Annotated in this window: 18 protein-coding genes and 1 pseudogene; 8 read left to right on the forward strand and 11 right to left on the reverse strand. The window is 34.2% G+C overall.

Going from position 1 to position 26767, the window contains the following annotated elements; all coding sequences use genetic code 11:
- Nucleotides 1–610 precede the first annotated feature (610 nt).
- The 10 genes and pseudogenes from ACP7AV_RS16570 to ACP7AV_RS16615 form a co-directional block, all read right to left on the reverse strand.
- Nucleotides 611–1567 (reverse strand): aldo/keto reductase, encoded by a 957-nt coding sequence (locus ACP7AV_RS16570; protein ID WP_426092907.1) that lies wholly within the window; start codon nt 1565–1567, stop codon nt 611–613.
- 146 nt (nt 1568–1713) lie between these two features.
- Nucleotides 1714–2034: a hypothetical protein gene (locus ACP7AV_RS16575; protein WP_426092908.1), complete on the reverse strand. Its 321-nt coding sequence runs from the start codon at nt 2032–2034 to the stop codon at nt 1714–1716.
- A gap of 105 nt (nt 2035–2139) precedes the next feature.
- Nucleotides 2140–2325 (reverse strand): annotated as a pseudogene (locus ACP7AV_RS16580) (phosphoglucosamine mutase); the annotation flags it as partial.
- 12 nt (nt 2326–2337) lie between these two features.
- Nucleotides 2338–4266, reverse strand: a complete 1929-nt coding sequence (gene nagB, locus ACP7AV_RS16585) for a glucosamine-6-phosphate deaminase (protein WP_426092909.1) — start codon at nt 4264–4266, stop codon at nt 2338–2340.
- A gap of 10 nt (nt 4267–4276) precedes the next feature.
- Complete coding sequence (locus tag ACP7AV_RS16590) at nt 4277–4624, reverse strand: hypothetical protein (protein WP_426092910.1); 348 nt, start codon at nt 4622–4624, stop codon at nt 4277–4279.
- The gene (locus tag ACP7AV_RS16595; protein ID WP_426092911.1) at nt 4621–5271 is read right to left on the reverse strand and encodes a Gfo/Idh/MocA family protein; all 651 of its coding nucleotides are present in this window, start codon (nt 5269–5271) and stop codon (nt 4621–4623) included. Before ACP7AV_RS16595 ends, ACP7AV_RS16590 begins: the two co-directional genes overlap by 4 nt.
- Before the next feature lie 86 nt (nt 5272–5357).
- A complete protein-coding gene (locus tag ACP7AV_RS16600; protein ID WP_426092912.1) occupies nt 5358–6683 on the reverse strand; it encodes a sugar MFS transporter in 1326 nt (441 codons plus the stop codon).
- 21 nt (nt 6684–6704) lie between these two features.
- A complete protein-coding gene (locus ACP7AV_RS16605; protein WP_426092913.1) occupies nt 6705–7631 on the reverse strand; it encodes an NAD-dependent epimerase/dehydratase family protein in 927 nt (308 codons plus the stop codon).
- 36 nt (nt 7632–7667) lie between these two features.
- Nucleotides 7668–8543, reverse strand: a complete 876-nt coding sequence (locus tag ACP7AV_RS16610) for a sugar phosphate nucleotidyltransferase (RefSeq protein ID WP_426092914.1) — start codon at nt 8541–8543, stop codon at nt 7668–7670.
- Between the two features lie 10 nt (nt 8544–8553).
- Nucleotides 8554–9645, reverse strand: coding sequence for a mevalonate kinase family protein (locus tag ACP7AV_RS16615; RefSeq protein ID WP_426092915.1), 1092 nt, complete (start codon nt 9643–9645; stop codon nt 8554–8556).
- A gap of 308 nt (nt 9646–9953) precedes the next feature.
- Here ACP7AV_RS16615 and ACP7AV_RS16620 point away from each other — a divergent pair, with 308 nt between their 5' ends.
- Complete coding sequence (locus tag ACP7AV_RS16620; RefSeq protein WP_426092916.1) at nt 9954–10994, forward strand: substrate-binding domain-containing protein; 1041 nt, start codon at nt 9954–9956, stop codon at nt 10992–10994.
- A gap of 191 nt (nt 10995–11185) precedes the next feature.
- Here the strand turns inward: ACP7AV_RS16620 and ACP7AV_RS16625 are convergent, their stop codons facing one another.
- Nucleotides 11186–11872 carry a sugar-binding protein gene (locus ACP7AV_RS16625; protein ID WP_426092917.1) on the reverse strand — a complete coding sequence of 229 codons (687 nt, stop codon included), beginning with the start codon at nt 11870–11872 and terminating at the stop codon, nt 11186–11188.
- A 694-nt stretch (nt 11873–12566) separates the two neighbouring features.
- Here ACP7AV_RS16625 and ACP7AV_RS16630 point away from each other — a divergent pair.
- From ACP7AV_RS16630 to ACP7AV_RS16660, 7 genes are all read left to right on the forward strand, one after another.
- Entirely contained in the window at nt 12567–15629 is a 3063-nt protein-coding gene (locus ACP7AV_RS16630; protein ID WP_426092918.1) for a SusC/RagA family TonB-linked outer membrane protein, read from the forward strand.
- 11 nt (nt 15630–15640) lie between these two features.
- A complete protein-coding gene (locus tag ACP7AV_RS16635; RefSeq protein ID WP_426092919.1) occupies nt 15641–17338 on the forward strand; it encodes a RagB/SusD family nutrient uptake outer membrane protein in 1698 nt (565 codons plus the stop codon).
- Nucleotides 17339–17414: 76 nt separating this feature from the next.
- Nucleotides 17415–18770: a DUF3472 domain-containing protein gene (locus tag ACP7AV_RS16640; RefSeq protein WP_426092920.1), complete on the forward strand. Its 1356-nt coding sequence runs from the start codon at nt 17415–17417 to the stop codon at nt 18768–18770.
- 106 nt (nt 18771–18876) lie between these two features.
- A complete protein-coding gene (locus ACP7AV_RS16645) occupies nt 18877–20256 on the forward strand; it encodes a Gfo/Idh/MocA family protein (protein WP_426092921.1) in 1380 nt (459 codons plus the stop codon).
- 250 nt (nt 20257–20506) lie between these two features.
- Nucleotides 20507–20650, forward strand: coding sequence for a hypothetical protein (locus ACP7AV_RS16650; protein ID WP_426092922.1), 144 nt, complete (start codon nt 20507–20509; stop codon nt 20648–20650).
- A 468-nt stretch (nt 20651–21118) separates the two neighbouring features.
- Nucleotides 21119–24163: a TonB-dependent receptor gene (locus tag ACP7AV_RS16655; RefSeq protein ID WP_426092923.1), complete on the forward strand. Its 3045-nt coding sequence runs from the start codon at nt 21119–21121 to the stop codon at nt 24161–24163.
- Between the two features lie 89 nt (nt 24164–24252).
- The gene (locus tag ACP7AV_RS16660) at nt 24253–26448 is read left to right on the forward strand and encodes a penicillin acylase family protein (RefSeq protein WP_426092924.1); all 2196 of its coding nucleotides are present in this window, start codon (nt 24253–24255) and stop codon (nt 26446–26448) included.
- The last annotated feature ends 319 nt before the right edge of the window (nt 26449–26767 follow it).

Below are 26767 nucleotides of genomic sequence, written 5' to 3' on the forward strand. Positions count from 1 at the left end.
ATAAAGTTACATTTTTAGTATTAGTAAGGGTTAATCCGCTTTTAGCTCAATGTATTATAAAACGGTCCAAATTAACGTTTTCTACTTTTTATCGGGATATCCTTCTATTACAATTCCCGTATTGGTGGCTTCAGTGCAACTGATATTAGAGAAATATCAGAATTTAGGCGGAAATAATCCGCTTCCTGCTCCATGTTATTGGCAGTGATGTAAATGCGGTCTTCCATGTCCTAAAGGCAATATTGGACAAAAATATATATTTAATATAGCTCGCTCGATCCGAATTTGTTTTAATTTAAATTATCTCTTTTTAAATATCCACTCGCTTAACAGTTATCAACATACATATTTCGAACTCCGGCCGAAATTTCACTTCCTATTACAATCGCATGCAGTCCTTTGAACTGGCAATTTCTTATTATGATATTTTCGAAAGGAGTTGCTGAACTGCCACGTCATTCGTCATCTCTACCAAATTTCATAGCTTTTCCACGGTATTGACTCGAAAAATTCTAGCGATATCACTCAGTCATAAACAGATCAAAAATCGACTTTAAGTCAAAATAACTGATGTTTTTTGATTGTCTGTTTAATATTTGCTCTTCTTTTACTATTGTAAAATCTTATCAATCTCGTCTAATTCATCTTTGGAGAAAGTAAGATTCTGAAGACTGTCAATATTGTAATTGAGTTGTGCAATTGAACTAGCTCCTATTAATACTGTGGTAATACGATTATCTTTTAACAACCAAGCCAAAGCCATTTGTGCTAAAGATTGGTTTCTTTGTTGGGCAATTAAAGTCAATTGAATAATTTTCAGAATTTTTTCCTCCGAAACCTCTTCAGTTTTTAAATGACCACTAGGATTAGAGGCACGAGAGTTTTTCGGAATCCCTTTTAGATATTTATCAGTTAAAAGTCCTTGGGCTAAAGGTGAAAAAGCAATACAACCAACTCCTTTTTCTTCCAAAATGTTTAATAATCCGATTTCCGGATTTCGCTCAAACATTGAATATTTGACTTGATGAATCAGACCAGGTGTTCCCAATTGCTTGAGGATATCGACAGCTTCTCTGGTCTGTTCCGGATTATAATTAGATATTCCAGCATACATAGCTTTTCCGCTTCGAACAGCATAATCCAAAGCCATCATGGTTTCTTCCAATGGTGTTTCAGGATCATAACGATGAGAATAGAAAATATCTAAATACTCCAAATTCATCCGCTTCAAACTCTGATCCAAACTGGACAATAAATACTTACGGGAAACCCAATCACCATAAGGACCCTTCCACATAGTATAACCGGCTTTGGTCGAAACTACAATTTCGTCACGAAGATTTCCATGAAAATTATTCTTTAAAATTTTACCAAAATTAATCTCAGCAGAGCCCGGATCCGGACCGTAATTATTGGCCAAATCAAAATGAGTAATTCCTTTATCAAAAGCAGCCTTAGCAATGCCTTCTGCATTTTCGAAACTATCTACCGACCCAAAATTATGCCATAATCCTAAAGATATTTGCGGTAATAATAAACCACTTTTTCCGCATCTGTTGTAATCCATATTTTTATCTAAAATAGTTTATAATTAGGAGGCAAATTTATTGTTTCCTTGAATCAAATTTGAATAATAAATTCACTTATTTATTTTGAAAAGTTACAAAATTCACCACGCTAGAACGCAACCTAAAAAGGCTTGATTCATTTTAATTATTTATCATAAATTGTTTTATTTAGTACTATTTTTAGATGACTATGAATAGTTTCAATTTTTCCGCTGATTTGATTAGCCGTATTTAAATTTTTGCTTTTAATTTTTATTTCCATAGAAAAATCATTTTCTCTTTTCGAAACAAGCTTAACTGAAAACATTCCATTTGGATAATATACTCTCAAGCCATCCGATTCTTCCATTAAATACAGATCGAATTCCCCTTTTAACCAATTGATAAATTGATCGTAAAATTCAGTTTTTTCTACCTTTTCACATCTGGTAAAAGTATGAAATGGTGCTTCAAAAGAAATATTCATTTTTTAAATACATTTTTTAATTTCGTTGATAAATCTTATTGCCAGTTCGTCTGCCCTATCTTCGGAAATACTTTCGGTATAAATTCGAATAATAGGTTCTGTACTAATCGTATCTCCAGAAATTCTGGCCTCTCCTCCAATAATTAGTGAAAGAATTTTTTTAATATTTTGCTGATTTAACCAGATACCAAACGTTGCTGCAAATTTTATAGCATTTATTGGAGTCAAATTATCATTAACTATGCCTCCAATAGTTCCTCTAATTCCTGAAATCGATTTTATTAATGCCATTTTATCATTTACTTAAAATTCCCATCTAACAAATGCTTCCATTGCTGCATAATGGGACAATCCTAATTCATCATACAAATCGGCAGTTTCTTTATTTCTATCCTCGGCTCTTTGCCAAAACTCTCTGCTGTCTGCTCCTTGAAACACAACACCATCTTTTTGGGATTGATGCTTAAATATCCCTTTTCGTTTTTCCAACACTTGGTCTGGCCCCATCGGCACAGCCATTTCGATCTCGTCAATTCCCCATTCTTGCCAAGCCCCTCTGTATAACCAAACCCAACAATCATTCATGTACTTTTTAGGTTTTAAACGTTTTATAGCTTCAAAAATAGCATCTAAACATACTTTGTGGGTTCCGTGTGGGTCTGCCAAATCACCTGCTGCGTAAATTTGATGTGGTTTAATTTTCTCGATGAGATTCATTGTGATTTGAATATCTGATTCTCCTATTGGATTTTTCTCAATAGTTCCTGTTTCATAAAACGGAAGTTCCATGAAATGAATCTGCTCTTCTGGAATACCAACATAAAAACTGGTTGATCGAGCCTCACCTTTTCGAATTAAACCTTTGATGTATCTTACTTCGGCGATATCAACCTCACTCGCTTTTTTGTTCTTTAGTAATGTTATTGCTTTTTTATAAATATTTTCTGCCTCAGGGCTTTTGATACCAAACTTATCATTATAATCGCAAACAAAGCTTGCAAATCGTAGCGCTTCATCATCAGCTACTGCTATATTACCTGAGGTTTGATAACCAATATGTACTTCATGTCCTTGTTCATGCAATCTCTTGAATGTGCCACCCATACTAATAATATCATCATCTGGATGTGGACTAAAAATAAGCACACGCTTTTTGGCAGGCTCTGCACGTTCTGGTCGTTTGCTGTCATCGGCACTGGGTTTACCTCCTGGCCATCCTGTTATAGTATTTTGAAGCTTGTTGAACATTTTTATATTAATGTCGTAAGCTGGTCCTGAATCGGCTAATAAATCACTCATGCCATTTTCAATATAATCAGCATCTGTAAGCATTAAAATAGGTTTTTTCAAATGAAGGGCTAAACCCAATGTCGCTTTTCTTATAAGTTTATCTGTCCAAACTATTTTTTCGACTAACCAAGGCGTATTAATTCGGGTTAATTTTGATGAGGCTTCTCTATCTAAGACAAAGGTGGCATTTGTATGTTCTTGCAAAAAGGAAGCCGGTACTAAATTTGTAACTGTACCTTCTACCGATGCTTTTATAATATTCGCTTTCCCTTCCCCCCAAGCCATAAGAATTACTCTATTGGCTTCCATAATCTTTTTAACTCCTAATGTAATAGCTGTTCTAGGAGTATGATCTAAGCCAGAAAAGTCACTACTTGCAGCTACTCTTGTAATATGATCTAAAGCTACTAATCGTGTTTTAGAATTTTGCAAAGATCCTGATTCATTAAATCCTATATGACCGTTTCCTCCAATTCCTAAAATTTGCAAATCTATTCCTCCCAGAGCTTCAATTTTGGCTTCATAAGTGGCGCAATAATTCGCTATTTCTTCTTTTGACAATGTTCCATCCGGAACATGGATGTTTTCCGGTAAAATATCAACTTGATTAAATAACAATTCTTTCATAAATCGCACATAGCTATTTATGGAATCTCGCTCCATAGGGTAATATTCATCTAAATTGAATGACACTACATTTTTAAAACTTAATCCTTCTTCTTTGTGTAAGCGCACTAATTCTGAATACAATCCTTTCGGAGAAGAACCTGTGGCCAACCCCAATATACAAGGCTGTTTTTGGGCTTGTTTAACTTTTATCAAATCTGATATTTCTTTAGCTACAGCTTTAGAGGCCGCTACTGAATTTTCATAAACTACGGTTCCTATATTCTCAAACCGTTTTTCGAAACCTGTGGCTTTATCAATATTACTATTTAACATGGCTTAATTTTTATAATTTATTTCTAATTTTATTGGTATTTCCCAAAATATTATCCAACACCCAGGAAGTATGTAGTGCAGTACTTCCCGTTGACGGATGTATAGAATTCTTAACCAAATGATTTTTTATATTTTGAACATGAAAAAATTGAATGTTTTCAGGTTGTTTTATTATCAGGCTTTCTTTAAAAGAACCTTGTTCCAACTTAATTGGGACTTCGTCAAAAACTGAGAAACTTATTTTTCCTTTATTTCCGTAAATCTCTGCAATATCTTCTCTTTTTTCAGATCCAAAATTCCAACTACCCGATCCTGTAACTCCAGATTTATGAATCCAATTTCCTGTAACCGAGTTCATAGAAGTATACAAACTTGCTGATTTACGGCAATACCGTTGGCTTTTTCTATTGCTCCCAATAAATAAATGAATAAATCTATTCCATGGGAAGCTAAATCATCAAAATAGCCACCATAGGCTATTATAATATCGGTACGCCAGTTGTAAGTTTTAGACAAATCATGAAAATTTACGGGCTTACTAAGATGCCAATTTAGGTACCTTATTGCTCCTATTTTGTTTTGTTCAATCCAACGCTTGACTTGTTCAAACCTAGGAAGTGATCGTCTATAATAAGTCACAAATAATGGTATTTTCTTTTCTTCAAATGCATTATTTATAAGTAAACATTCTTCATAAGTTGGTGCCATTGGTTTTTCAATGCAACAAATCTTACCTGATGCTGCAACTTTTAGGGCATAATAACAATGAGAATCTGGGGGAGTTGCTATATATACGGCGTCGACTTCAGGATCATTTATTAAATCATCCGCTTCTCCATAAAACTTAGGAACACTGTGCCTAATTGCATAATCTTCGGCTTTTGAAATATCGCGCCGCATGACTGCATGTAACTCAAAACCTTCTACTTTTTGATAGGCAGGACCGCTTTTAAGTTCTGTTACATTTCCGCATCCAATAATCCCCCATTTATACTTTTTGCTCAAACTTATTGATAAACTGTTATCCTAATATTCTCAATATTTATTCAAAATATATAGCTTCATCAAAATGTTTTTTTGTTATTGATTTTTTATTTATTATTTCTTGACCAGCTTTTATAATTATGACCCCAGATAGCAAAAAACAGAATCATGGAATAACATGGTATTAAAATCCAATAACTACTTGTTGCTGCTGTTGCCAAAGCATCTGATTCATTTATTCCTTTAGAAATAAGGTCATGTTTATTGGCATCAACCATTCTACCATATAATGGTGGAATAATTGCTCCACCTGAAATCGCCATAATTAATAAGGCTGAGGCTGTCTTAGTGAATTTTCCTAATCCTTCTAAAGTTAAAGGCCATATTGCTGGCCAAACCAGTGCATTGGCAATGCCTAATGATGCCACAAATAAAATAGACGTAAAGCCCGTGGTTAATAATATACAAACACTGAAAATGATGCCTAATGCAGCACTAATTTTAAGTGCAGTTCCTTGTTTTAAATATTTGGGTATTAAAAAAACTCCTAGAGCATAGGTACACACCATTGCTAATAAGGTTAAGGTTGTAAAGAACTTGGCGTCTGCAGCTGGGAAACCTAACGAAATACCATAAGCTATAATGGTATCTCCAGCTATAACTTCTGCCCCTACATAGACAAATAATGTTAAAACACCCAACCATAAATGTGGAAATTGGAAGATACTTTTTTTTGTTTCAGATCCTTCTTTTATCTCATTCACTTCAGCTGCTTCAACGTGAGGCAGAGGTGCTTTTCTAATTAATAATCCTAAAATTAATAATACTGTAGCCATTATCAAGTAAGGCATAAAAACACTGTCTGCCATAGTATCTAATAACACTGCTTTTTCTTCGATCGACGCGCTTCCTAATTTTTCTTTGACTTCATCTATTCCTGATAATAATAATGTACCAAAAATCAACGATCCTATTGCACCGGCTGTTTTATTGGCAATTCCCATAATGGCAATACGTTTCGCACCACTATCGATAGGTCCTAAGATTGTAATATACGGGTTCGCAGCTGTTTGTAACAAAGTCATCCCGACACCTTGAATAAAAATACCTGTTAAAAACACCCAGTAAGTTCTTGCCTCAGCCGCTGGAATAAATACTAAAGCTCCAATCGCCATTATTATTAATCCTAAAGACATTCCTTTTCTGTACCCTATCTTATTCAAAATATAGGAAGCTGGTAAAGCCATTATTACAAATGAAATATATGATGCCGATGCTACCAAATAGGATTGAGCATCGGTTAATTCATTGATAGTTTTCATAAATGGAATAAGTGCACCATTAATCCAGGTTACAAAACCAAATATGAAAAATAAGCCTGCTATAATTATTACTGGGACTAAATTGTTTTTTGATTTAATACTATTATTCATATCTGCGGGTTTTTAATTCTATTAGTTAATTAACAATGCTTTATGGTAAAATTCAATAGTCTCTTTCAAGGCATGATCTATAGAATACTGTGGTTTAAATCCTATGTGAGTGAATTTTGAAGGATTTGCTTTTGAATGTTTAATATCTCCTGATCTTTCATCCAGAAATTTTATTTTTGATTTGGAGTTGGTTATTTCAATGATTTTTTCTGCTAATTCTAATATTGACGTGCTATGGCCTAGAGCCACATTATAGGTTTCATTCCCTTTTTGAGATGCCAAAATATTTGCTCTTACCACATCTTTTACATAAATAAAATCTCTAGTTTGTAAGCCATCTCCAAAAATGGTTATCGGTTTGTTTTGAAGTGCATTATTTATGAAAATTGGTACCGCTGCTGCATAAGCTGATTTTGGATTTTGTCTAGGACCAAAAACATTGAAATAACGTAATGAAGCAGTAGGAAGCCCCCATTGATCTTGATACATTTTCAAATAAAACTCACCATCTAATTTTGTAACAGCATACGGAGTCATCGGTTCCGGAGTCATCGTTTCTATTTTAGGCAATATGGGATTGTCTCCATAATTAGCCGCAGATGAAGAAAGTACTACTTTGCAATTTACATTCTTCTTTGCGGCCTCCAAAATATTTATTGTCCCCAATGTATTGATTTCAATACATTCGTTTATATTTAAAAGGGATTCCGGGACACTTACCAAAGCCGCTAAGTGAAATATACCATTAGCACCTTGCACTAGTTCTTCCACAAGATTTTTATCCCTGATATCTCCTTTTTCAAATTGAACATTCAGCCCATTAATATTTTTTTCGAATCCGGTTCTTAAACTGTCCAAAATAATTACATGATGTCCTTTAGCTGATAAATATTCAGCAATATGACTTCCTATAAATCCTGCGCCACCTGTTATAATATACTTCTTCATTTTTTTTAACTATTAGGAGATATCCTTTCAGAATTATTAGTCATTCCAATTTAATACAGGATACTGTTTTTTTAGATAGGCCTTTACTTCGGCTATGTCTTCTTTTGCCGTTAAATCAGGTACGTGTTCAGAAAAAGGGATGCCAAATGTGGTATTTGGGTGTTCTTTTAATGCATTTAAAAGTACGGTAGGTAATTCCTTTTCGTCTCTTTCAGGATGAACGGGGCAGTTTTTTAGATAAGGATAGATAAGATCTCCTTTAAATTTGAAAGCATTCATGCTCACTCTTAACTTTCCTTCGGCATCTTTGTAACTCTCTAAATTAGCTGCGGTTGGTTTTTCAAGAATGTCAAATAATTGATTGTCTTGGTCGAGTTTGGCAATGGCAAATCGAGAAATTCGTTCCGATGGGAATTCCATCGCATCTCTATTGTAACTTATAAAAGCATTAGGACTATCTGTTTCTCTAAGTGCATAAAGTGCATCGACTGAATACAAGTTGTCGCTGTTGCAAACCGAGTAATCTAGTGAATTCAGTTCCGGATATTGTTCTACAGCTTGAAATAATGCATCTGCAGTACCTAATGGTTTGGCTCTTCCTTCTGGAATATTTTGAATAGCAAAAGTTATAGTTAAACCATGAAAATCATTGTATTTGTTTTCACTTCCGTAAAATTCTTTAAAAAGACCTCCCTGCTCACCAATAATAATATAGATATTTTTATACCCTGCTTTTTTAGCATTCAATAAAAGATAATCCAATAATGGTCTTCCATTTGGGCCAACACCAATTAATCCTTTACTTCTTTCATTCGCTTGCGCAATTTCTTCTTCACTCAAATTATCAACTGTAACTTGTTTTTTCATTCTGGAAGAAGCGCCGCCAGCCAAAATAATTAGATTGTCATGCATAATTAATTCTTTAAAATTTAATGTTTTCTAGTATTCTCGCGCCAGGATCAACGGTTACCGTATAGGCTTCTATTGCCCCTGCAGCCAGTATTGCTGCCACTACCGGAGCTTCATTTCCCGGTTCAGCCAGTACGACAATACTACCGCCACCACCTGAACCAACTATTTTCGCCCCATACGCCCCAGCTTTCAATGCAGCATTAATCATAGCATCAATTTTTGGCACAGTTATTTTTAATAAATCTCTTAAAACAGCGTGATGTTGATTCATTAAAGCACCAATCTTCTTTAAATTTGGAGTTGGTTTTTCAAATTCTTTTAAAGCCTCTTTTGTATAATGGTAATTCTTAATGGCAGCTTCAAAATAAGGAATCAATCGGTCCGGTAAATAATTGTGATATTTATCTAAATCTTCTATTTCGGATGTATTTAAATCAAAATCTTTAAAATTTTGTTTTATAATGTCAATTGCTATCAAGGCATTTCCTTTTAATTCTCCTATCAAACCAATGGTTTCTTTAGGTACTCCGGAAACACCGGTTATTAACCCTTTTAGTTCTGTTCCAATAATGGTATAAGAAAAAGGATCTTTGGTATTGATGTGTACAATATTACCCACTCCGATACTATAATGATCCATCATTCCGCCTGGTTCTCCATGCTCTAAAACTTCAGAAGCATAGCCCATTTTTGCAATAAATTCAGGGGTAACGTCAGTATCGACTCCATAAGCGGTGATCAAAAAATTAATCCAAGCCAATAGTAAAGCAGATGAACTTGAAGTCCCTGAATTGATAGGAATATCTCCTTTTATGTTGATATCATATCCTACATTTGGAATGCAACCCTGTCTTCTCAAAACTCTTAGGGAAGACGCAAAATAATCACGAGGCGCTAATTCCGAAAAGGTAGCGTGAATATCAATGACCCTGACTTCATTAATATCATCCATGTTTAATCTAAAAACTTCAGTCTCATTTTGCACTGCGGTTAATTTTATATTTCTATTAATCGCACATGCAATCACCGGTAAACCTAAATAATCTTGATGATCTCCAAAGAGACACGTTCGTCCAGGAGCTAATGATATAATTTCTTTCACTTTCTATAGATATTAAAACGCTGTAATGCTGAATTTTACAGCGGATTTTATTTGTAATGCTAACTATTTATTTTGTTTTATTTTACGAAACTATAGATTAAATTCTAATAAAACAAGTAAAAAACAATAAATGTGCTCGAACACATTATATTTATGTTATCGAGCACATTTTTAAATTACCTAAAAAGACACTCTAGTAAATAGATTGGGATTCAAAATAAAAGAATGCTACTTCTTAACTAAATTCTCTTTTGATAATTAAGTCTTACAAAAACAAACAAACCAAAGTTTTTATATATTTGCTCATTATGGATAAAAAATATACAATAAAGGATATTGCTAAATTCGCTGGCGTTTCGAAAGGGACTGTTGACAGAGTCTTGCATAAAAGAGGAAAAGTGTCACCGGCCGCTCTGGAAAAAGTCAACGAAGTTTTAAAAGTAATAGACTACGAACCAAATCTTATTGCCAGGAATTTAAAAAACAATAAAATTTATCGTATTATTATTCTACTTCCTGACCCAAAAATTGATCCCTATTGGCTTCCTTGCCTGAATGGTATCGATGATGCTGTGAAAGAATTCAAAGCTTATAATCTCGTTATTGAAACCCTTTACTTTAATCCAGAAAAAAAGAAGTCCTTTTTAAAAACGAATGAAACGGTATTGGAATTATCTCCCGATGCTGTATTGCTAGCGCCTTTATTCCATAAAGAAACTGTAGATGTTATTGAAAAATACCATTCATTAAACATCATTGTGAATACTTTCAATAACCAAGTCGAATCCAGATTTGTAAAAAGTTTCGTTGGTCAAGATTTATTTAGGAATGGTCGAGTGGCAGCAAAATTATTAGATTCTATTACTGGTAACGGTCAAATTGCTATTGTTCATATTGATGAAACTTACAAAAATGCAGTTCACATGCAGGAAAAGGAACGAGGTTTTAGAAATTATTTTGATGAAAAAGAAAATTCAGAATACACAATTACCACTTTAAAATTAAAAAATCCGAATGTTGAAATTAATTTCAATAATTTCCTTTACGAAAACCCCGATTTAACAGGCATCTTTATTACCACTTCTAAAGCTTATCAGATAGCTAAGATCATTAGTGAATTTAAACATAAAAAAATCGGAGTTGTCGGTTATGATTTGATCGATGAAAATGTTACATACTTATTTCAAGGTGTTATTGATTTTATGATTCATCAAAATCAGAAAAGACAAGCATATTTAGGGGTAACATCTTTGGTGGAACATTTTCTCTTTCAAAAAGAAATTCCACAATTAATTATTTTACCTATTGACATTGTAAATTCTGAAAATGCAGAATATTATATTGAATAAGTACAGCAAACAAACGAGTTTTCAAAATAACCGCTGATTACTTCGTCAATTAGGTATCGCTCGGGTCGCAGATTTATTTTTTTAAAAGTTGACTTTTGTGTTTTTAGAGCAACTAATTTGTGGTAATTCCGCGGAAAGCAGTTAATTCCAGATATAAATTTTTATTAAAATCAGCGAATCAGAGGTGAAAACTACACATGCGTTTTCCCTGACAGAAAAGCATTATTCTGTTCTTTTAAAACAAAAACCCCGAAGGAAGAAGCAATATGGAAATTAGGAGTGTCCGTATTTGGGTTTACCCAAGTGATCCAGTTAGGTTGAATACCTTCATTTTGTGTCTTCATGTATTTTGCTCGAAAAATACCGATTTCTACTTTATTGTTTTTAATTAGATTAAAACTTTTTAAAGATTCGATGCTAATTGATCCTTCTACGGTAAAAGAATTAGCAATTACAGTTGATTTAACTACTAAATTATTCTTGGGCCAATCCCAATTAAAATCAAAATTTTTATTTGGGTAAGCAATAAAGTCCATTACTCGGCCAGAAGTATCAATCTCTAAACAATAATAGGGATTCAGTGTGTCATCAGGTCTAAAAAAGAGTTCAACTCTATCGGAGTTTCCAATACTCTCAAAACTCTCATCCAGTTTTTCAATGTGGATTTCGGTGTCCAAAACAGTAAAATTAAAAAATAATTTTTCTCGATCCCAAAGCGCTTTAAATGTAATTTCTAATCCTTTTTCAGTACCCCATGGAGAACAAAAATCAGTCAAAATCATGGCACTATCCCATAATGTATCGTCTCCATTTCCGGAGATATTTAGTTGTTTTTTTTCGATTAAATTCACTTCATATTCTTTTATTTCCGGAGTCATTTTATGCTATATTTAATATTTCTATAAAATTGTGTTTGAGTAAATTTTTCGAAATATAGTTAAAAGAAATTTCAAAGAATCTCATTATATTTTTTTTCTTTTTTACCAACTTAATTGCTAGGCTCAAAAAGTATCTGTTTAGCATTAAATTCAAGGCTAAGCAGTGATAAATTCGTCCTGAATGTAATTCCTACAGGATGTAACTACTGTTTATTTTTTTAAAATTAGATATTAAAATTACGAATTTCTTATTATTTAATCCATACTGCCCATTTTACTTAAAAAAAAGGAGAATGAATTCAGCCTACCTCTATTATTAAAAAATTAGAATTTTATTACTAAAAAAACATTTTAAACAATATATATGTGCTCGAACACATAATATTTATGTTCTCGAGCACATTTTTTGTATTTTTTCTTGTTTATTAAAAATATAATCTATAGTTTCGGCACATATTAATAAATAATCGCTCTTTTATTAAGTCAAATTGGATGTTTTTGAAGTATATTTAAGAGGATAAGTTTAGAGATGTGGATTAAAAAAAAGGGGGAGAGGATTTAGATAAAAATCAGTTCAACTAAGAAACTATGAATAAAATTTTTCAAATTCAACTTTCTCAATTAAAAAGAATGCTTACAACACATAATACAGAATAACCAACAAATAATTATTAACTAAAACCAATTCAAGAGTATGAAATTAGTAAACCAAAAAAAACCAAGGGAATTAGGGATTAACAATCTGCCCCACAAAGAAATCAAACTAACAATTCTTTCTTTGTTAGCATTAACTTTTCAAGTTTCCACTGCTTCGACAATAAGAGCGATTACATTATACAATACTAGCGTATCAATAGTGCAGAAAGTTGTAAAAGGAAAAGTAACAGATGAAAGTGGCACTCCTTTGCCTGGGGCTAACGTACTTATCAAAGGAACTACGATAGGAGTTCAGACAGATGCTGACGGTAATTTTTCTATTGAAGTATTGGGAAATAGCAACACTTTAGTTGTTTCGTTTATTGGAATGGAAGAACAAGAAGTTGCTATTGGAGTTGGGCCATTAAAAATTGTTTTAAAAGAAACAGGTCAAAAATTAAATGAAGTAGTTATTGTAGGGTATAGTACGATTAAAAAAGAGAGTCTTACAGGTTCATTACAAACAATTAATAATAAGAAGCTTACAGATGCTACAACTCCTTCTGTTGAAAATTTATTAGCAGGAAAAGTGACTGGAGTTTATGTGAATTCTGGATCTGGTCAACCAGGTGAAGCCGGAAAAATCATTATTAGAGGAAAAACAACTGTAAACGGAAGTACAGATCCTTTATGGGTAGTTGATGGAGTTATTGTAGGAAGTAGTGCTGGTAGCATTAATCCTTCGGATATTGAAACCATGACGATACTTAAAGACGCAGCTTCTACTGCTGTATATGGTTCGCAAGGTGCTAACGGAGTTATTGTTGTTACAACAAAAAGTGGAAAATCGGGTAAAGCAACCATCAATTTCTCTACTAAAATGGCTGCTACCACTTTGAATACAGGTAATTTCAATCTGATGAATGGAGCCGAATTATATGACTTGTATGATTCTTTTTCGAATAAACAGGATTTTTCAAATGCGTGGTGGTGGACTCCGGAACTGAGAAATAAAAACTTTGATTGGTGGGAAAATGCCACAAGAACAGGTTTAGCAACAGATCATAATCTCTCTATAAGTGGTGGTAACGAGGATTTCAAAAGCTACGTTTCTCTGGGTGTGTATGATGAAACTGCTGCAATAGGAGGATATGATTATACGCGTTATAATGCCCTTTTGAAATTTAGTTATAAAGTAAATAATTGGTTAACAATACGCCCACAAATTAATGCTACACGCAGAGATGTATTAGACAGACAACATTCTGTAAACGCGATGTATCGTAATATACCTTGGGATAATCCTTATTTAGCAGACGGAACTTTGGTAGGAAATCAACCAAATCCTACTTGGGTAAATACAACTGGATCTAACTATTTGTATGATTTACAATGGGACTACAGTGAATCTGAAGCCTATGATGTTAGAAGTAATTTTGATTTTGACATAAAACTTACGGATTGGTTGACTTTTGCCTCTGTAAACAGTTATATCTTTTCAAATTCAAATTTGATGGCCTATTCAGATCCACGTTCTTCCAACGGATTAGCCGTAAAAGGTAGAATTGAGGATTATATGAGTTCTTATAATAGGACGTACACCAATCAATTATTCAAATTCAATAAATCATACGGAAAGCATAACTTTAATGCCATTGCAGGATATGAGTGGAATGAGTTTAACTCAAAAAACACAGTAGGAATTGCTACTGGATTTGCTCCAGGATTTATAGTAAGTGATGTGGCATCGATTCCTGAAAAAGTGAGGGGAAGCAGAGAGCAATGGGCCGTACAATCTTTATTATCGAATGTGAATTATACCTATGATAATAAGTACTTAGCACAAGTTTCATTAAGACGTGATGGAGCTTCAAATTTTGGAGTTAATTCACGATACGGAAATTTCTACTCTGTAAGCGGTGGATGGAATATTCATAAAGAAGACTTTTTTAAAGCAGATTACATCACGAACTTAAAACTTAGAGCCAGTTATGGATCAGTAGGAAACAGACCAAACAGTCTTTATCCACATTATGCCTTATATTCTTTAACGACAGGGTACAATGAAAATCCAGGAGCCATAATTTCTCAAATTGCAAATCCTGATTTAAGTTGGGAAAAAACATATACAGCCGGAGTTGGATTAGACATTAGTTTTTTAAGACGATTCAACCTTACTTTAGATTATTATGACAAAGATACTTCGGGTTTATTGTACCAAGTTCCTTTGCCTGGAGTTATTGGAGTGACTAGCATCTGGAAAAACGTAGGAGCTGTAAGCAACAAAGGTTTCGAAGCTGCACTTAATGTTGAAATCGTTAAAAACGAAGATTGGAGATGGGCTGTAGATGCTAATATTGGCGTGAATAAAAACAAAGTAACCAGTCTTTATGGTGAAAGAACACAAATCATTGTTGGAGATGGATCTGGTATTGCTGGTTCGGCTTCTAAATTATTGACTCCAGGAAAAGATGTAGATACGTGGTATCTTACGGAGTGGGCAGGTATAGATCCGGAAACTGGAAAACCACAATGGTTTGAAACAAATGCAAACGGGGAACGCGTAAAAACATTTAGTTATAGTGCCGCTTCAAAAACACCGATTGCTATGGGAGCATACACTCCTTCGTTTTTTGGTGGATTTTCAACAAATTTAAATTATAAGAATTTTGATTTATCGGCCATATTTACCTATTCTGTTGGAGGTGAAATTTATAATTATGCCAGAGCAGAATTTGATTCAGATGGAGCGTATACTGATCGCAATCAAATGAATCTTCACAGTGGATGGAGCCGGTGGGAAAAACCGGGAGATATTGCTACTCATCCTCAAGCGAGTTATAATAATCAAAGTAACTCAAACAAAGCTTCGTCTCGTTTTTTAGAAACTGGAACATATCTAAAAATGAGAAGTCTTTCTTTAGGATATAATCTAAATGTTGAGCGTTTTAATATTTCTAATCTTAGATTATTTGTATCTGCAGAAAACTTATTTACCATTTCACACTTCTCTGGAGTTGATCCTGAAATACCGCCTAGTAATGGTCAAATTACAGGAGTTGCAAATTCAGTATATCCTCAGACACGCAAATTTGTATTAGGTCTTAATCTTACTCTTTAAAAAAACAAATCATGAAAAAGATATTTATATTATTTATTACAATTAGTTTCTTATACTCTTGTGAGCTAGAGAGAGAACCTTTTAATTCGTACACCGAGGATAAAATCCTTGCAGATAAGGAAGCGGCTGTCGAAGTACTTTTAAATGGATGTTATGCACAACTCAAAGGATGGTCTGACGTTATGCACAGGGTAGGGGAATATCCAGGCGATAATATTATGATACGTGGAACTTCTACGGATTCTTTCTATTCCTTTATTTCGTACCAGCACATCCCGAATAATGGAAGATTATCAGTTTTTTGGAACAACAGTTATAAAATTATTTCACAATCAAGTGACTTAATAAAAATTATTTCAGAAGGCGAAAATGCGCAAATTGATCAACAACTGGGAGAAGCGTATTATTTAAGAGGAATGATTTACTTTTATTTATCACAAACTTACGGTAGACCCTATGGACAATCACCGGAATCTAATTTAGGAGTGCCAATTGTAAACGGAATGCCTGCAGATATAGATAATTTACGTCTTCCAGACAGATCCACAATAAAAGAAAGCTACCAACAAGCAATAAATGATTTGAAAAAAGCAGAAACACTTATGACGGTAAAACGTAGTGCGACTTATGCTACAAGAGAAGCTGCACAAGCAATGCTGTCAAGAGTATACTTATATATGAGTGGAACATACCAAAATCCAAATCAAGAATACGCTTCTCTTGCTATAGAATATGCTAATAAAGTAATTGCAAGCGGGAATTACAGTTTGCTTAGCAGAGCTGATTTTATGAAATACAACACGTTTGCTCCTGATGCTGCCGGACAAACTGAAACAATTTTTGCTGTTAAACGTGTGGCTTCAGAGTTTTCCGGATTCGATCATTATGGTGGTATTGGCGGTATGTATGCTAATATACAAGGACAAGGTTGGGGCGAAATGTATGCCAGTGCTAAATATTTAGATTTACTACATAAGTCAGGAAAGAAAAATGATGCTCGTTGGGCATTTATTGATCCTCAATATTCAGTGGATGCGTCAAATAATAAAACAGAAGCATTCCGTTTTATACATGATTCTTATAATACAGGCGGTTTACAAACGGGTTATAACTATCTGCAACAACCTCTGAAACGTAATGCTGACGATACATTTTATATTAATATTGGAACTGATAAATATGATTTAACAGAAGTTAATGCTGCTGAGAATAGTTATTCAATTGTTTATAAAGGTAAAACGTATGTAGGTGAAAAAGATTATATGATGTTGTTAAATCGTGTATATCCAATGTACTATATTACTAAATGTTCTTTACAGGATAATGATTCACATCTTCATTCTCCTACCATTTCAAGATTAGCAGAAATGTATTTGAATATGGCAGAAGCTTATGCTAAAAAAGGAGATTATCAAATTGCTCGTCTCAACTTAAATGTAATTAGAGAAAGAGCCATTGTAGGTGGAGGATATACGGCATTAACTAGTGCCAATGCTATTCAACTTATCGATGAAGAACGTCAATTAGAATTAGCGTTCGAAGCGCATAGAGGCTACGATGTATATAGAAACGGTCAAACAATGACGCGTCATTATCCAGGACCACACCGTGCGATGGAAGATATTCCGGCATCAAGTTTACGTGTAATACAGTACATTCCTCAATCAGAAATAAATGCTTATCCAGGAACCCTAACCCAAAATCAATAATAAAAAGATTAGAATGATGTTATAAAAACGTCCATTTGGTTAAGAATAAAAGGTCAATTCCTGAACAGAAATTTGGATGAAAAAATTAGAGATAAAAAAAAGATTCTGTACGAAACTATTAGCAATCATATTATTGATTCCACTAACTTCTTGTAGCGGTAGAGAAAGAAGTAGTGATGTTGGTGGGGATGATTCTAAAATGATAACTGAATTTTCTATACCTCTTGGTGGAAATGCTTATAGTTCAACTCCCCTAGGAGAAGTTGAAACCATTACAAAAAATGGAATTGAGTATTGGACCAATTCTGATGAATATTTTACTGCTTACTTTCGAATTTCTGAACCGGGAATATTCCAATTCTCACTAGATAAGGAGTCATTGGTTGTTCTTGGGAAATCAACTTTAGAATTCATCATTAATAATGAATCCAAGAGAGTTGAATTCAACGATACAAAAAAAGATTCTTACCTAATAGGGCATTGGGAAATTACTGAACCTGGTTACGTTGCTTTAAAAATAAAAGGAATCAGCAAGAATAAAAGCAATTTTCCTTCTATTTCAAGATTAACAATTAACAGTTCGATTGCTAAAGACAAAATTGCATTTGTTCAAAATGACGAAGGTAATTTTTATCATTGGGGAAGAAGAGGTCCATCTGTACACTTAAATTATCAAATACCAGTAGATAAAAATATCGAATGGTATTACAATGAAGTTACAGTGCCAGCTGGTCAGGATATTATAGGTTCTTATTATATGGCAAATGGTTTTGCAGAAGGATATTTTGGTATACAAGTGAATTCTGATAAAGAACGTAGAGTATTATTCTCTGTTTGGAGTCCATTTGTAACTGATGATCCAGCAACTATTCCAGATTCTAAAAAAATTAAACTCCTTAAAAAAGGAGAAGGTGTGACAACAGGAGAATTTGGCAATGAAGGTTCCGGTGGGCAAAGTTATTTAAAGTACAATTGGATTGCTGGAAACACGTATAAATTTTTACTTCGTGGAGTTCCTCAAAATGATAATTCAACAACTTATACCGCTTACTTTTTTACACCCGAATTAAATAAATGGCAATTAATCGCTAGCTTTAACCGTCCGGAAACCAGTACTTATTTAAAACGATTTCATTCATTTTTAGAAAATTTTTTTCCAGAACAAGGGAATAAATCTCGCGAAGTATTATTCAATAATCAATGGTATTGTGACGATAAGGGAAATTGGACAGAGATAAACTCCGCAAAATTTACAACAGACAACACTGGCACTAAAGGGTACCGTATGGATTATTCAGGTGGTTTGCTAAATAATGAATCATTCTATTTGAAAAACGGGGGCTTTTTCAATAATTCCATTAAAGCTCAAAGTGTTTTTACAAGACCGTTAAATCAGAAGAAACCTGACATTGATTTTAGTAAATTACCCTAAAGATTACTCACGGTTTAAGCTAACACTACAAATAGTAAAATATTGCAGAATGGGTAATCTACAGCTTGATTATCTTCTTTTTTTAAATAAATAAATAAATTAAATTATGAAAACTAGTATTTTTAAATTGCTACTTATCTCCTTTCTTTTTTTAGGATGGGCCAATTTATCCGCCCAAATGATAAAGACTCCCACTCCAAAACGAGCTAAAGGACAAACTGATGTTTTGCGTCTTGCTACAGCTCCCATACCTAATGTTCGTATTGCATTCATCGGTTTAGGGATGCGTGGTCCGGGTGCAGTAGAACGAATGACGCATATTGCTGGAGTTGAAATTGTTGCGCTGTGTGATATGTTGGAAACCAACACTAAATCGGCAAATGAAATTCTAACTAAAGCAGGACTTCCAAAAGCAAAAGAATTTTTCGGAGATGAAAATGCTTGGAGAAAAGTAACCGCTCTTCCTAATGTAGATCTTGTATATGTAGCAACAGATTGGAAAAACCATGCGAAAATTGGCGTTCAAGCCATGAAAGATGGTAAAAATGTGGCTATTGAAGTTCCTGGGGCAATGACAATGGAAGAAATTTGGGACTTGATCAATACTTCCGAAAAAACACGTAAACATTGCATGCAGCTTGAAAATTGCGTGTACGATTTCTTCGAATTGACGACATTAAATATGGCTCAACAAGGATTGTTTGGAGAAATTCTTCATGCCGAAGGCGCTTATATTCACGGTTTACAACCTTATTGGGGAGAATATTGGAATAACTGGCGTATGGATTATAATAGAAAACACCGTGGCGATATTTATGCAACCCACGGGATGGGACCAGCGTGTCAAGCATTGAATATTCACCGTGGAGATAAAATGAATTATTTGGTTTCTATGGATACTAAAGCCGTTGGTAATCCTGCTTATATTAAAGAAAAATCAGGAATAGAAGTAACAGACTTTAGGAATGGAGATCACACCATGACTATGATTCGCACCGAAAAAGGAAAAACAATCCAAATTCAACATGATGTGACTTCACCACGTCCTTATAGTCGTATGTATCAACTTAGTGGAACAAAGGGTTTTGCTAATAAATATCCTTTAGAAGGTTATGCCCTAGATTCTAAAGCAATTGGTGCTGATATTGCTCCAAATCATGAAAAATTGAATGCCCATAGTTATGTTTCTGCTGAAGTTAAAAAGGCTTTAATGGAGAAATACAAACATCCTATCGTAAAAGGGATTGAAGAGCAAGCTAAAAAAGTAGGCGGTCACGGAGGAATGGATTTTATAATGGATTACCGTTTAATTTATTGTTTACAAAATGGTCTTCCATTGGATATGGACGTGTATGACTTGGCTGAATGGTCATGTCTTGCTCCTCTGACAGAAATTTCTTTGGATAACAATTCTGCACCAGTTAAGATTCCTGATTTCACTCGTGGGGGTTGGCAAAAATTGAAAGGTTTAGAATTTTCTAAATAAAAATCAATTCCAAAATCATTCAAAAAGAGGATTATGACATAAAGCAGATTATAAAGTTAATTATTAAATGACAGTATAAATAAATGCAGAATTCGATTTGGGTAGTGGATGGAGATAATACTAACAATATTTTCAAAAGATACTATCCCGTAAGGTGCGTAAGTTTAAAATTGAGGGGTTTAACTTCTTAATTAAAGTTAAACCCTTTTTTTTTAAATAGTTAAACGATTACAAGCCAAAAACATTTTTAATGCGTATCATCGAATTGTCAGAGAAATGGGGCCGAAAAGATATTGCATTTGCCGCACATCATAACCCATTACAATTGGGGATCAGTACCATCCATGGGCCAAAAATTAAGAAATTCAAAAATATACCTTTAGCAAGAATATAGAAATAGTCAACGAAAAACGATCCTTCAAAAATTAAGTCGATAAAAGATGTTTGATTGCAAAACAAAAATACGAATTGGGCTTGTCAAACGAAGAACTATTTGCCTTGCAGGATTGTATTTCAATTGGGTAGATTAAGAAACCGGAGAAATAAAAAACACATACACTATACTGACCACCGAAGCCAATCCACTTTTAGCTGTAAAAGCTGTAATGTTGTTTAAAATCGAATTTAAAACCTTTGTTTTGCTGTTGGCTAGAATTCAAACTCAGGATCTCATTTTAAAATTTTTCAGGATTATTGGAACAGAAGATCAAACTATAAAACCGTTTTTCCACAATAATTTAATCAATATGTGTATTTCGTCCCTATAAAGTGATTTTCATCGATTTTTATTATTTTAGTTTTTTACATTAGCTTTTAGATATTTAAAATTTAAAAACATTAACAGCCTCAAAACAAATTCACTATGAAAAAAACACTACTTTTTTTTGCTTTTCTTTTTACAATAAGTCTCGCAGCACAAGAAATCAAGATATCCGGAACCGTGACCGATCAATCTAAAGCACCTTTAGCGGGGGTGTCAATTTTAATACCAGGAACAAAAACAGGAACACAGACAGCCGTTGATGGAACTTACATTATTACAATAAAAAAAGGTGCTATTTTACAGTTTTCGTATATCGGGTATGAAACCAAAAAAGCAACTGTTTCTGAATCTACTTTAAATATTACTTTAAACGAAAGTGGTGAAGCACTGCAAGAAGTCGTCATCGGTTCCCGTAACCCTACTAGAACAGTAACTGAATCTGCTGTTCCTATCGATGTGATCAGCATGAGAGAAATTGTTTCTAAAGGATCACAAACCAACTTGAACCAAATTTTAAATATGGTCGCACCGTCGTTTACCTCAAATACACAAACGGCCGCAGACGGAACAGACCATATTGATCCTGCTCAGTTAAGGGGCTTGGGACCCGACCAAGTTTTAGTTTTGGTAAACGGAAAAAGAAGACATACGTCTTCATTGGTAAATAATAATGGAACCGTTGGGCGCGGGTCCGTAGGGACTGATTTGAATGCCATTCCCGCGTTTGCACTCGAAAAAATAGAAGTTCTAAGAGATGGTGCCTCGGCACAATATGGTTCTGATGCCATTGCAGGGGTGATCAATTTAGGTTTGAAGAAAAACACAAACAAACAGTTGGACGTAATGCTTTTTGGGGGAGGTAATTTTTCTAAAGGGTCAAACAATAATACCGGAGGAAATGACGGTAATCGTTATCAGTTAGATATGAATTATGGGACGGGATTAGGTAAAGAAAAAAGTTTCATTAATTTAACAGGTAGCTTACAAATTAGAGATGCCAATAGTAGAGCGAATGATCGAACGGGTAACATATTCAATGCCTATAATGCGGTGGATCAAAGAGCAACAGCTGCAGGAACAAATATTAACGCTCTGTATGGTAACATTACAAACACGCCCAATACAGCTCAAATACTTTCGGAAATAAAAACATATGCTCCTCAGGTACTTTATTTTACTCCAACACAACAAACAGCAATCAGTAGCGCAAATACAATTTCCCAAATGCAAACGGCATTAAATTTTGATGCAACTGCAGGAGAATTAGCCTATAGAGGACTTGAGAGAAAAGATTTTAACATGAGAATTGGACAATCGGCTTTGCAAAGTATCCAATTCTTTATGAATGCCGCCTATCCTATCAATGACAAACTAGAGGCCTATGCTTTTGGAGGAACCAGTTATAGAGAAGGATTGTCTTCAGGATTTTATAGATTACCTAATACTTTTGCATCTTACCCAACAATGTATTCAAATGGGTTTTTACCCGAAATTAGTTCTACGGTAACTGACGTTTCGATAGCTACAGGTATTAGAGGAAAAATATTTGAAAATTGGAATTTTGATTTAAGCAATACTTATGGAAAGAACACATTTGGTTTTCATATTCAGAACACACTGAACGCCTCAATGAGGGAGAATTCACCAAAAGAATTTGAAGCAGGTGGATTTGGTTTTTACCAAAACACTACCAACTTTGACATGAATAAAAAATATGATGTATTAAAGGGATTAAACGTTGCCTTTGGTACGGAATACAGAATTGAAAATTACAACATTGGTGGAGGTCAGCCAGAGTCGTATAGTCTTTACGACATCAATGGCAATACAATAACAGGAACTGTAGCAAGTAACACTAGAGTTACTGATTTTTTCGGAAATCTTCGACCTGGTGGTTCTCAAGTCTTTTCGGGTTTCAGACCTGCAAACGTAGTTAGTAAAGGACGCAACAGTGTAGCTCTTTATACGGATATGGAATTAGATATTACCGAAAAATGGCTTGTAAATGGTGCTGTCCGTTTTGAAAACTATTCCGATTTTGGAAATACAACGAATTTCAAAGTGGCATCTCGTTATAAACTCACTAACAATATTAATTTACGTGGAGCATTATCCAATGGTTTTAGAGCTCCCTCCTTACATCAAATTTATTTTAGTACAACTGCTACATTATTTTCAAATGGCGTACCGTCGGAAGTAGGAACATTCAGCAATGATTCGCAAATGGCAAAGTTATTAGGAATTCCTCAATTAAAGCAAGAGGTATCTAAAAGTGGTAGTATTGGTTTTACCGCTAAAATTCCGGATGCCAATCTTACCTTCACTGCCGATGCTTATGTTGTAAACGTAAGGGACAGAGTTGTTCTTACAAGTTCGTTTTTAAGACCTGGGGGATCACCAGCATCAGGATCACCAGCCGACGTTTTGAATAGATTATTTGATGCAGCGGGAGCAACATCCGCTACATTTTTCGCAAATGCCATTGATACTCAATCAAAGGGGATTGACATAGTAATTAGTCAAAAAGCTAATTTAGGAAGTGTTGCTACATTAAAAAATGATTTTTCAGTTACGTTTTCTGGTACTAAGAGAGTCGGAGAGATTCACGCTTCTCCAATATTGGAAGCTAATGGTCAATTAAACAGTTATTTTGCTGAAAACAGTAGAGTTTATTTGGAGGAAGCTATCCCGAGAGTGAAAGCTAACTTGACCAATAGTCTTATCATAAACAAATTTGATTTCTTCTTAATGAACGTTTATTTTGGCGAAGTTACCAGTCCAAATACTGTTGATGCAAATAGAGATGGAAGAATAGAGGGTGCTGTAATAAACGGAAAAGCTGTTGAAATTGAACATCCTGTTTGGGGAGCAAAAATCGTAACCGATTTCTCTATTGGGTATAAAATTACGGAAGCTATGAAATTGGTAATTGGATCAAACAATATTTTTGACACTTATCCAGAAGATAATCTTGGACCAATAACAGCAATTAGACCACGATTAGTTAATGGAGCTCTTGATTATAATGCTACTCCGACTACCATAGATCTAACCAGTGGAAATCAATTTGCTTATCCCGATCGAGTATCTCAATTTGGGTTTGGCGGTCGTTTAGTCTATGCTAGATTAAGTTATAAATTCTAAATTATTGTTCTATGGTATCAAAACCATCGATTAGAGTTGATAGTTTTCTACAGTTACATTTATACATTTAATCTTTAAATTTAATAGAGATGAAGAATTATACCCATTACTTAAAATTTACACTGCTTTTTTTCTGTGTTAGTTCCCATGTTATGTCTCAAAACACTGGTAATAAAGAAATTAACAGACTCAAAAAATTAGCTGCAGAAGTAACCATCATACGGGACAATTGGGGGATCGCCCATGTTTATGGAAAAACCGATGCCGATGCCGTTTTTGGAATGCTGTACGCTCAATGTGAAGATGACTTTAAGCGTGTTGAAATGAATTATATTGAAAAACTAGGTCGTATGTCAGAGGTTAAAGGGCAGTCTGTTTTATATAATGACCTTGAAATACGGCTTTTGATAGATGAAAATGAGGCAAAATACGATTATAAAAGGGCAAAACCATGGTTGAAAAAATTATTAGATAGTTATGCAGATGGGATCAACTATTATCTTTACAAACACCCAGAAGTAAAGCCAATAATGTTAAAGCATTTTGAGCCTTGGTATCCTTTGCTTTGGACAGATGGAAGTATTGGCGCTATTAGTACTGCTGATATCACTGTTGGGGAACTTAAGGCTTTTTATGGAGGGAAGGACAAATACACTTATATAAACAAAGTAAAAGATATGCAAACTGGCTCCAATGGTTTTGCTTTTGCTCCTTCAAAAACAGCATCTGGAAATGCGATACTTTATATTAATCCGCATACTTCGTTTTATTTCAGGCCCGAAATTCAAATCACTAGCGAAGAAGGATTGTCTGCTTACGGAGCCGTAACTTGGGGACAATTTTTTATTTATCAAGGTTTTAATGAACATTGTGGCTGGATGCATACCTCGTCAAATGTGGATGTAGCTGATGTTTATACAGAGAAAATAGTAACGAAAAACGACAAACTATTTTATGAATACGATAAAAAATTGCTCCCTGTAAAGGAAAAAGTCATTGAAATAAAATATTTGGACAACGGAAAGTTAATTGCTAAAAAATTTAATACCTATTTTACAATTCACGGTCCTATTATGGCTAAGAGAGATGGAAAATGGATTAGCTTAAAGTCAAATAATCGTTCGATGAACAGTTTAGAACAAAGTTGGGTAAGAACTAAGTCCAAAGGATTTGACGATTATAAAAAGGCAATGGATATAACTGCTAACACGTCAAACAATACTGTTTATGCGGATAGTGAAGGTAATATCGCTTATTGGCACGGAAATTTTATTCCGGTGAGGGATACGAATTTTAACTGGGCTAAAGCCGTTGACGGGACTACTTCTACAACTCAATGGAAAGGACTGCATCCTGTTTCGGAAAGTGTTCATTCATATAATCCTAAAAACGGTTGGTTACAAAATTGTAATTCAACCCCTTACACAGTTGCGGGCGCTAATAGTCCAAAGGAAGAAGATTACCCAAAATATATGGCTCCAGATGGAGAAAATTTCAGGGCTATAAATGCGGTAAGACTATTATCTACAGGAGAGAAATATACTTTAGACAAGGTTATTGGTGATGGGTATAATACCTATTTATCTTTCTTTGAAGTGTTAATTCCAGCTTTGATTGTATCATTTGAGAAAAATGTTAAACAAGATAACTCTGCGTATTCAGATTTGGCGGAGCCTGTAGCTGTGTTGAAAAAGTGGGATTATTATTCAAACACTAATTCGGTTGCAACGACACTTGCTGTTGAATGGGCTTCGAAGCTGGATGTTATTATGCAAAAAGTATACATAGATGAGGGAAGAGACCAAGTAGAGAACGCAAAATTCTTTGCTTCAAATGCTACAGCGGATCAAATGCTTCCCCAATTGCAACTGGTAATTAATGAATTAAAGAGTAAATTTGGCAAATGGCAAATTCCATGGGGCGAAATAAATCGTTTTCAAAGATTGTCTGGCGATATAGATCTAGCTTACAATGACAAAATGAAAAGTTACCCTATAAATTACGCATCTTCTTTGTGGGGTTGTTTACCTTCTTTTAAAAGTACGTATCAAAAAGACACTAATAAAAGATACGGAACCAGTGGAAATAGCTTTGTATGTGTAGTTGAATTTGGAAAAAAAGTAAAAGCTAAATCTTTACTAGCAGGGGGAAATAGTGGGAATGTACAGTCCAAGCATTTTAAGGATCAAGTTGAAATATATCAAAAAGGGCAATTCAAAGACGTGTTGTTTTACAAAGAGGATGTGGAAAAAAATGCAGAACGTACGTATAGTCCTGGCGAGTAGTATTGTTTTAGCTAGGTTGAGTTACAAATTTTTTTTTTATTTTCAAAACCATCAACAGTCGTTGATGGTTTTTTTTTATATTCAGGTTTCCGTTAACCCCACTGCAAATTCCAGTGATATTGACCACCCTATTCCAATTTAAAGTGAGCACCTGATTCCAATTCAAAATGACCACCCAATTCCGGAGCAAAATAACCACCCCATTTTTCATTAAAAACTACTCTTTTTCATCTGTTAATTAGTATTCAAATATACCTAAATATTACCCTTTGTTTATCCCTCTTTTTTTCTCAGAGATTCTCCATGTAATTCGAGTCGA

The sequence above is a fragment of the Flavobacterium sp. DSR3-2 genome (assembly GCF_049896525.1).
GTDB lineage: Bacteria > Bacteroidota > Bacteroidia > Flavobacteriales > Flavobacteriaceae > Flavobacterium.

Coding starts and splice junctions, on each gene's coding strand:
- ACP7AV_RS16570 (WP_426092907.1), bottom strand. CDS start 1,567: ATGGATTACAACAGATGCGGAAAAAGTGGTTTATTATTACCGCAAATA.
- ACP7AV_RS16575 (WP_426092908.1), bottom strand. CDS start 2,034: ATGAATATTTCTTTTGAAGCACCATTTCATACTTTTACCAGATGTGAA.
- nagB (WP_426092909.1), bottom strand. CDS start 4,266: ATGTTAAATAGTAATATTGATAAAGCCACAGGTTTCGAAAAACGGTTT.
- ACP7AV_RS16590 (WP_426092910.1), bottom strand. CDS start 4,624: ATGAACTCGGTTACAGGAAATTGGATTCATAAATCTGGAGTTACAGGA.
- ACP7AV_RS16600 (WP_426092912.1), bottom strand. CDS start 6,683: ATGAATAATAGTATTAAATCAAAAAACAATTTAGTCCCAGTAATAATT.
- ACP7AV_RS16605 (WP_426092913.1), bottom strand. CDS start 7,631: ATGAAGAAGTATATTATAACAGGTGGCGCAGGATTTATAGGAAGTCAT.
- ACP7AV_RS16610 (WP_426092914.1), bottom strand. CDS start 8,543: ATGCATGACAATCTAATTATTTTGGCTGGCGGCGCTTCTTCCAGAATG.
- ACP7AV_RS16620 (WP_426092916.1), top strand. CDS start 9,954: ATGGATAAAAAATATACAATAAAGGATATTGCTAAATTCGCTGGCGTT.
- ACP7AV_RS16625 (WP_426092917.1), bottom strand. CDS start 11,872: ATGACTCCGGAAATAAAAGAATATGAAGTGAATTTAATCGAAAAAAAA.
- ACP7AV_RS16630 (WP_426092918.1), top strand. CDS start 12,567: ATGAAATTAGTAAACCAAAAAAAACCAAGGGAATTAGGGATTAACAAT.
- ACP7AV_RS16635 (WP_426092919.1), top strand. CDS start 15,641: ATGAAAAAGATATTTATATTATTTATTACAATTAGTTTCTTATACTCT.
- ACP7AV_RS16640 (WP_426092920.1), top strand. CDS start 17,415: ATGAAAAAATTAGAGATAAAAAAAAGATTCTGTACGAAACTATTAGCA.
- ACP7AV_RS16645 (WP_426092921.1), top strand. CDS start 18,877: ATGAAAACTAGTATTTTTAAATTGCTACTTATCTCCTTTCTTTTTTTA.
- ACP7AV_RS16650 (WP_426092922.1), top strand. CDS start 20,507: ATGCGTATCATCGAATTGTCAGAGAAATGGGGCCGAAAAGATATTGCA.
- ACP7AV_RS16655 (WP_426092923.1), top strand. CDS start 21,119: ATGAAAAAAACACTACTTTTTTTTGCTTTTCTTTTTACAATAAGTCTC.
- ACP7AV_RS16660 (WP_426092924.1), top strand. CDS start 24,253: ATGAAGAATTATACCCATTACTTAAAATTTACACTGCTTTTTTTCTGT.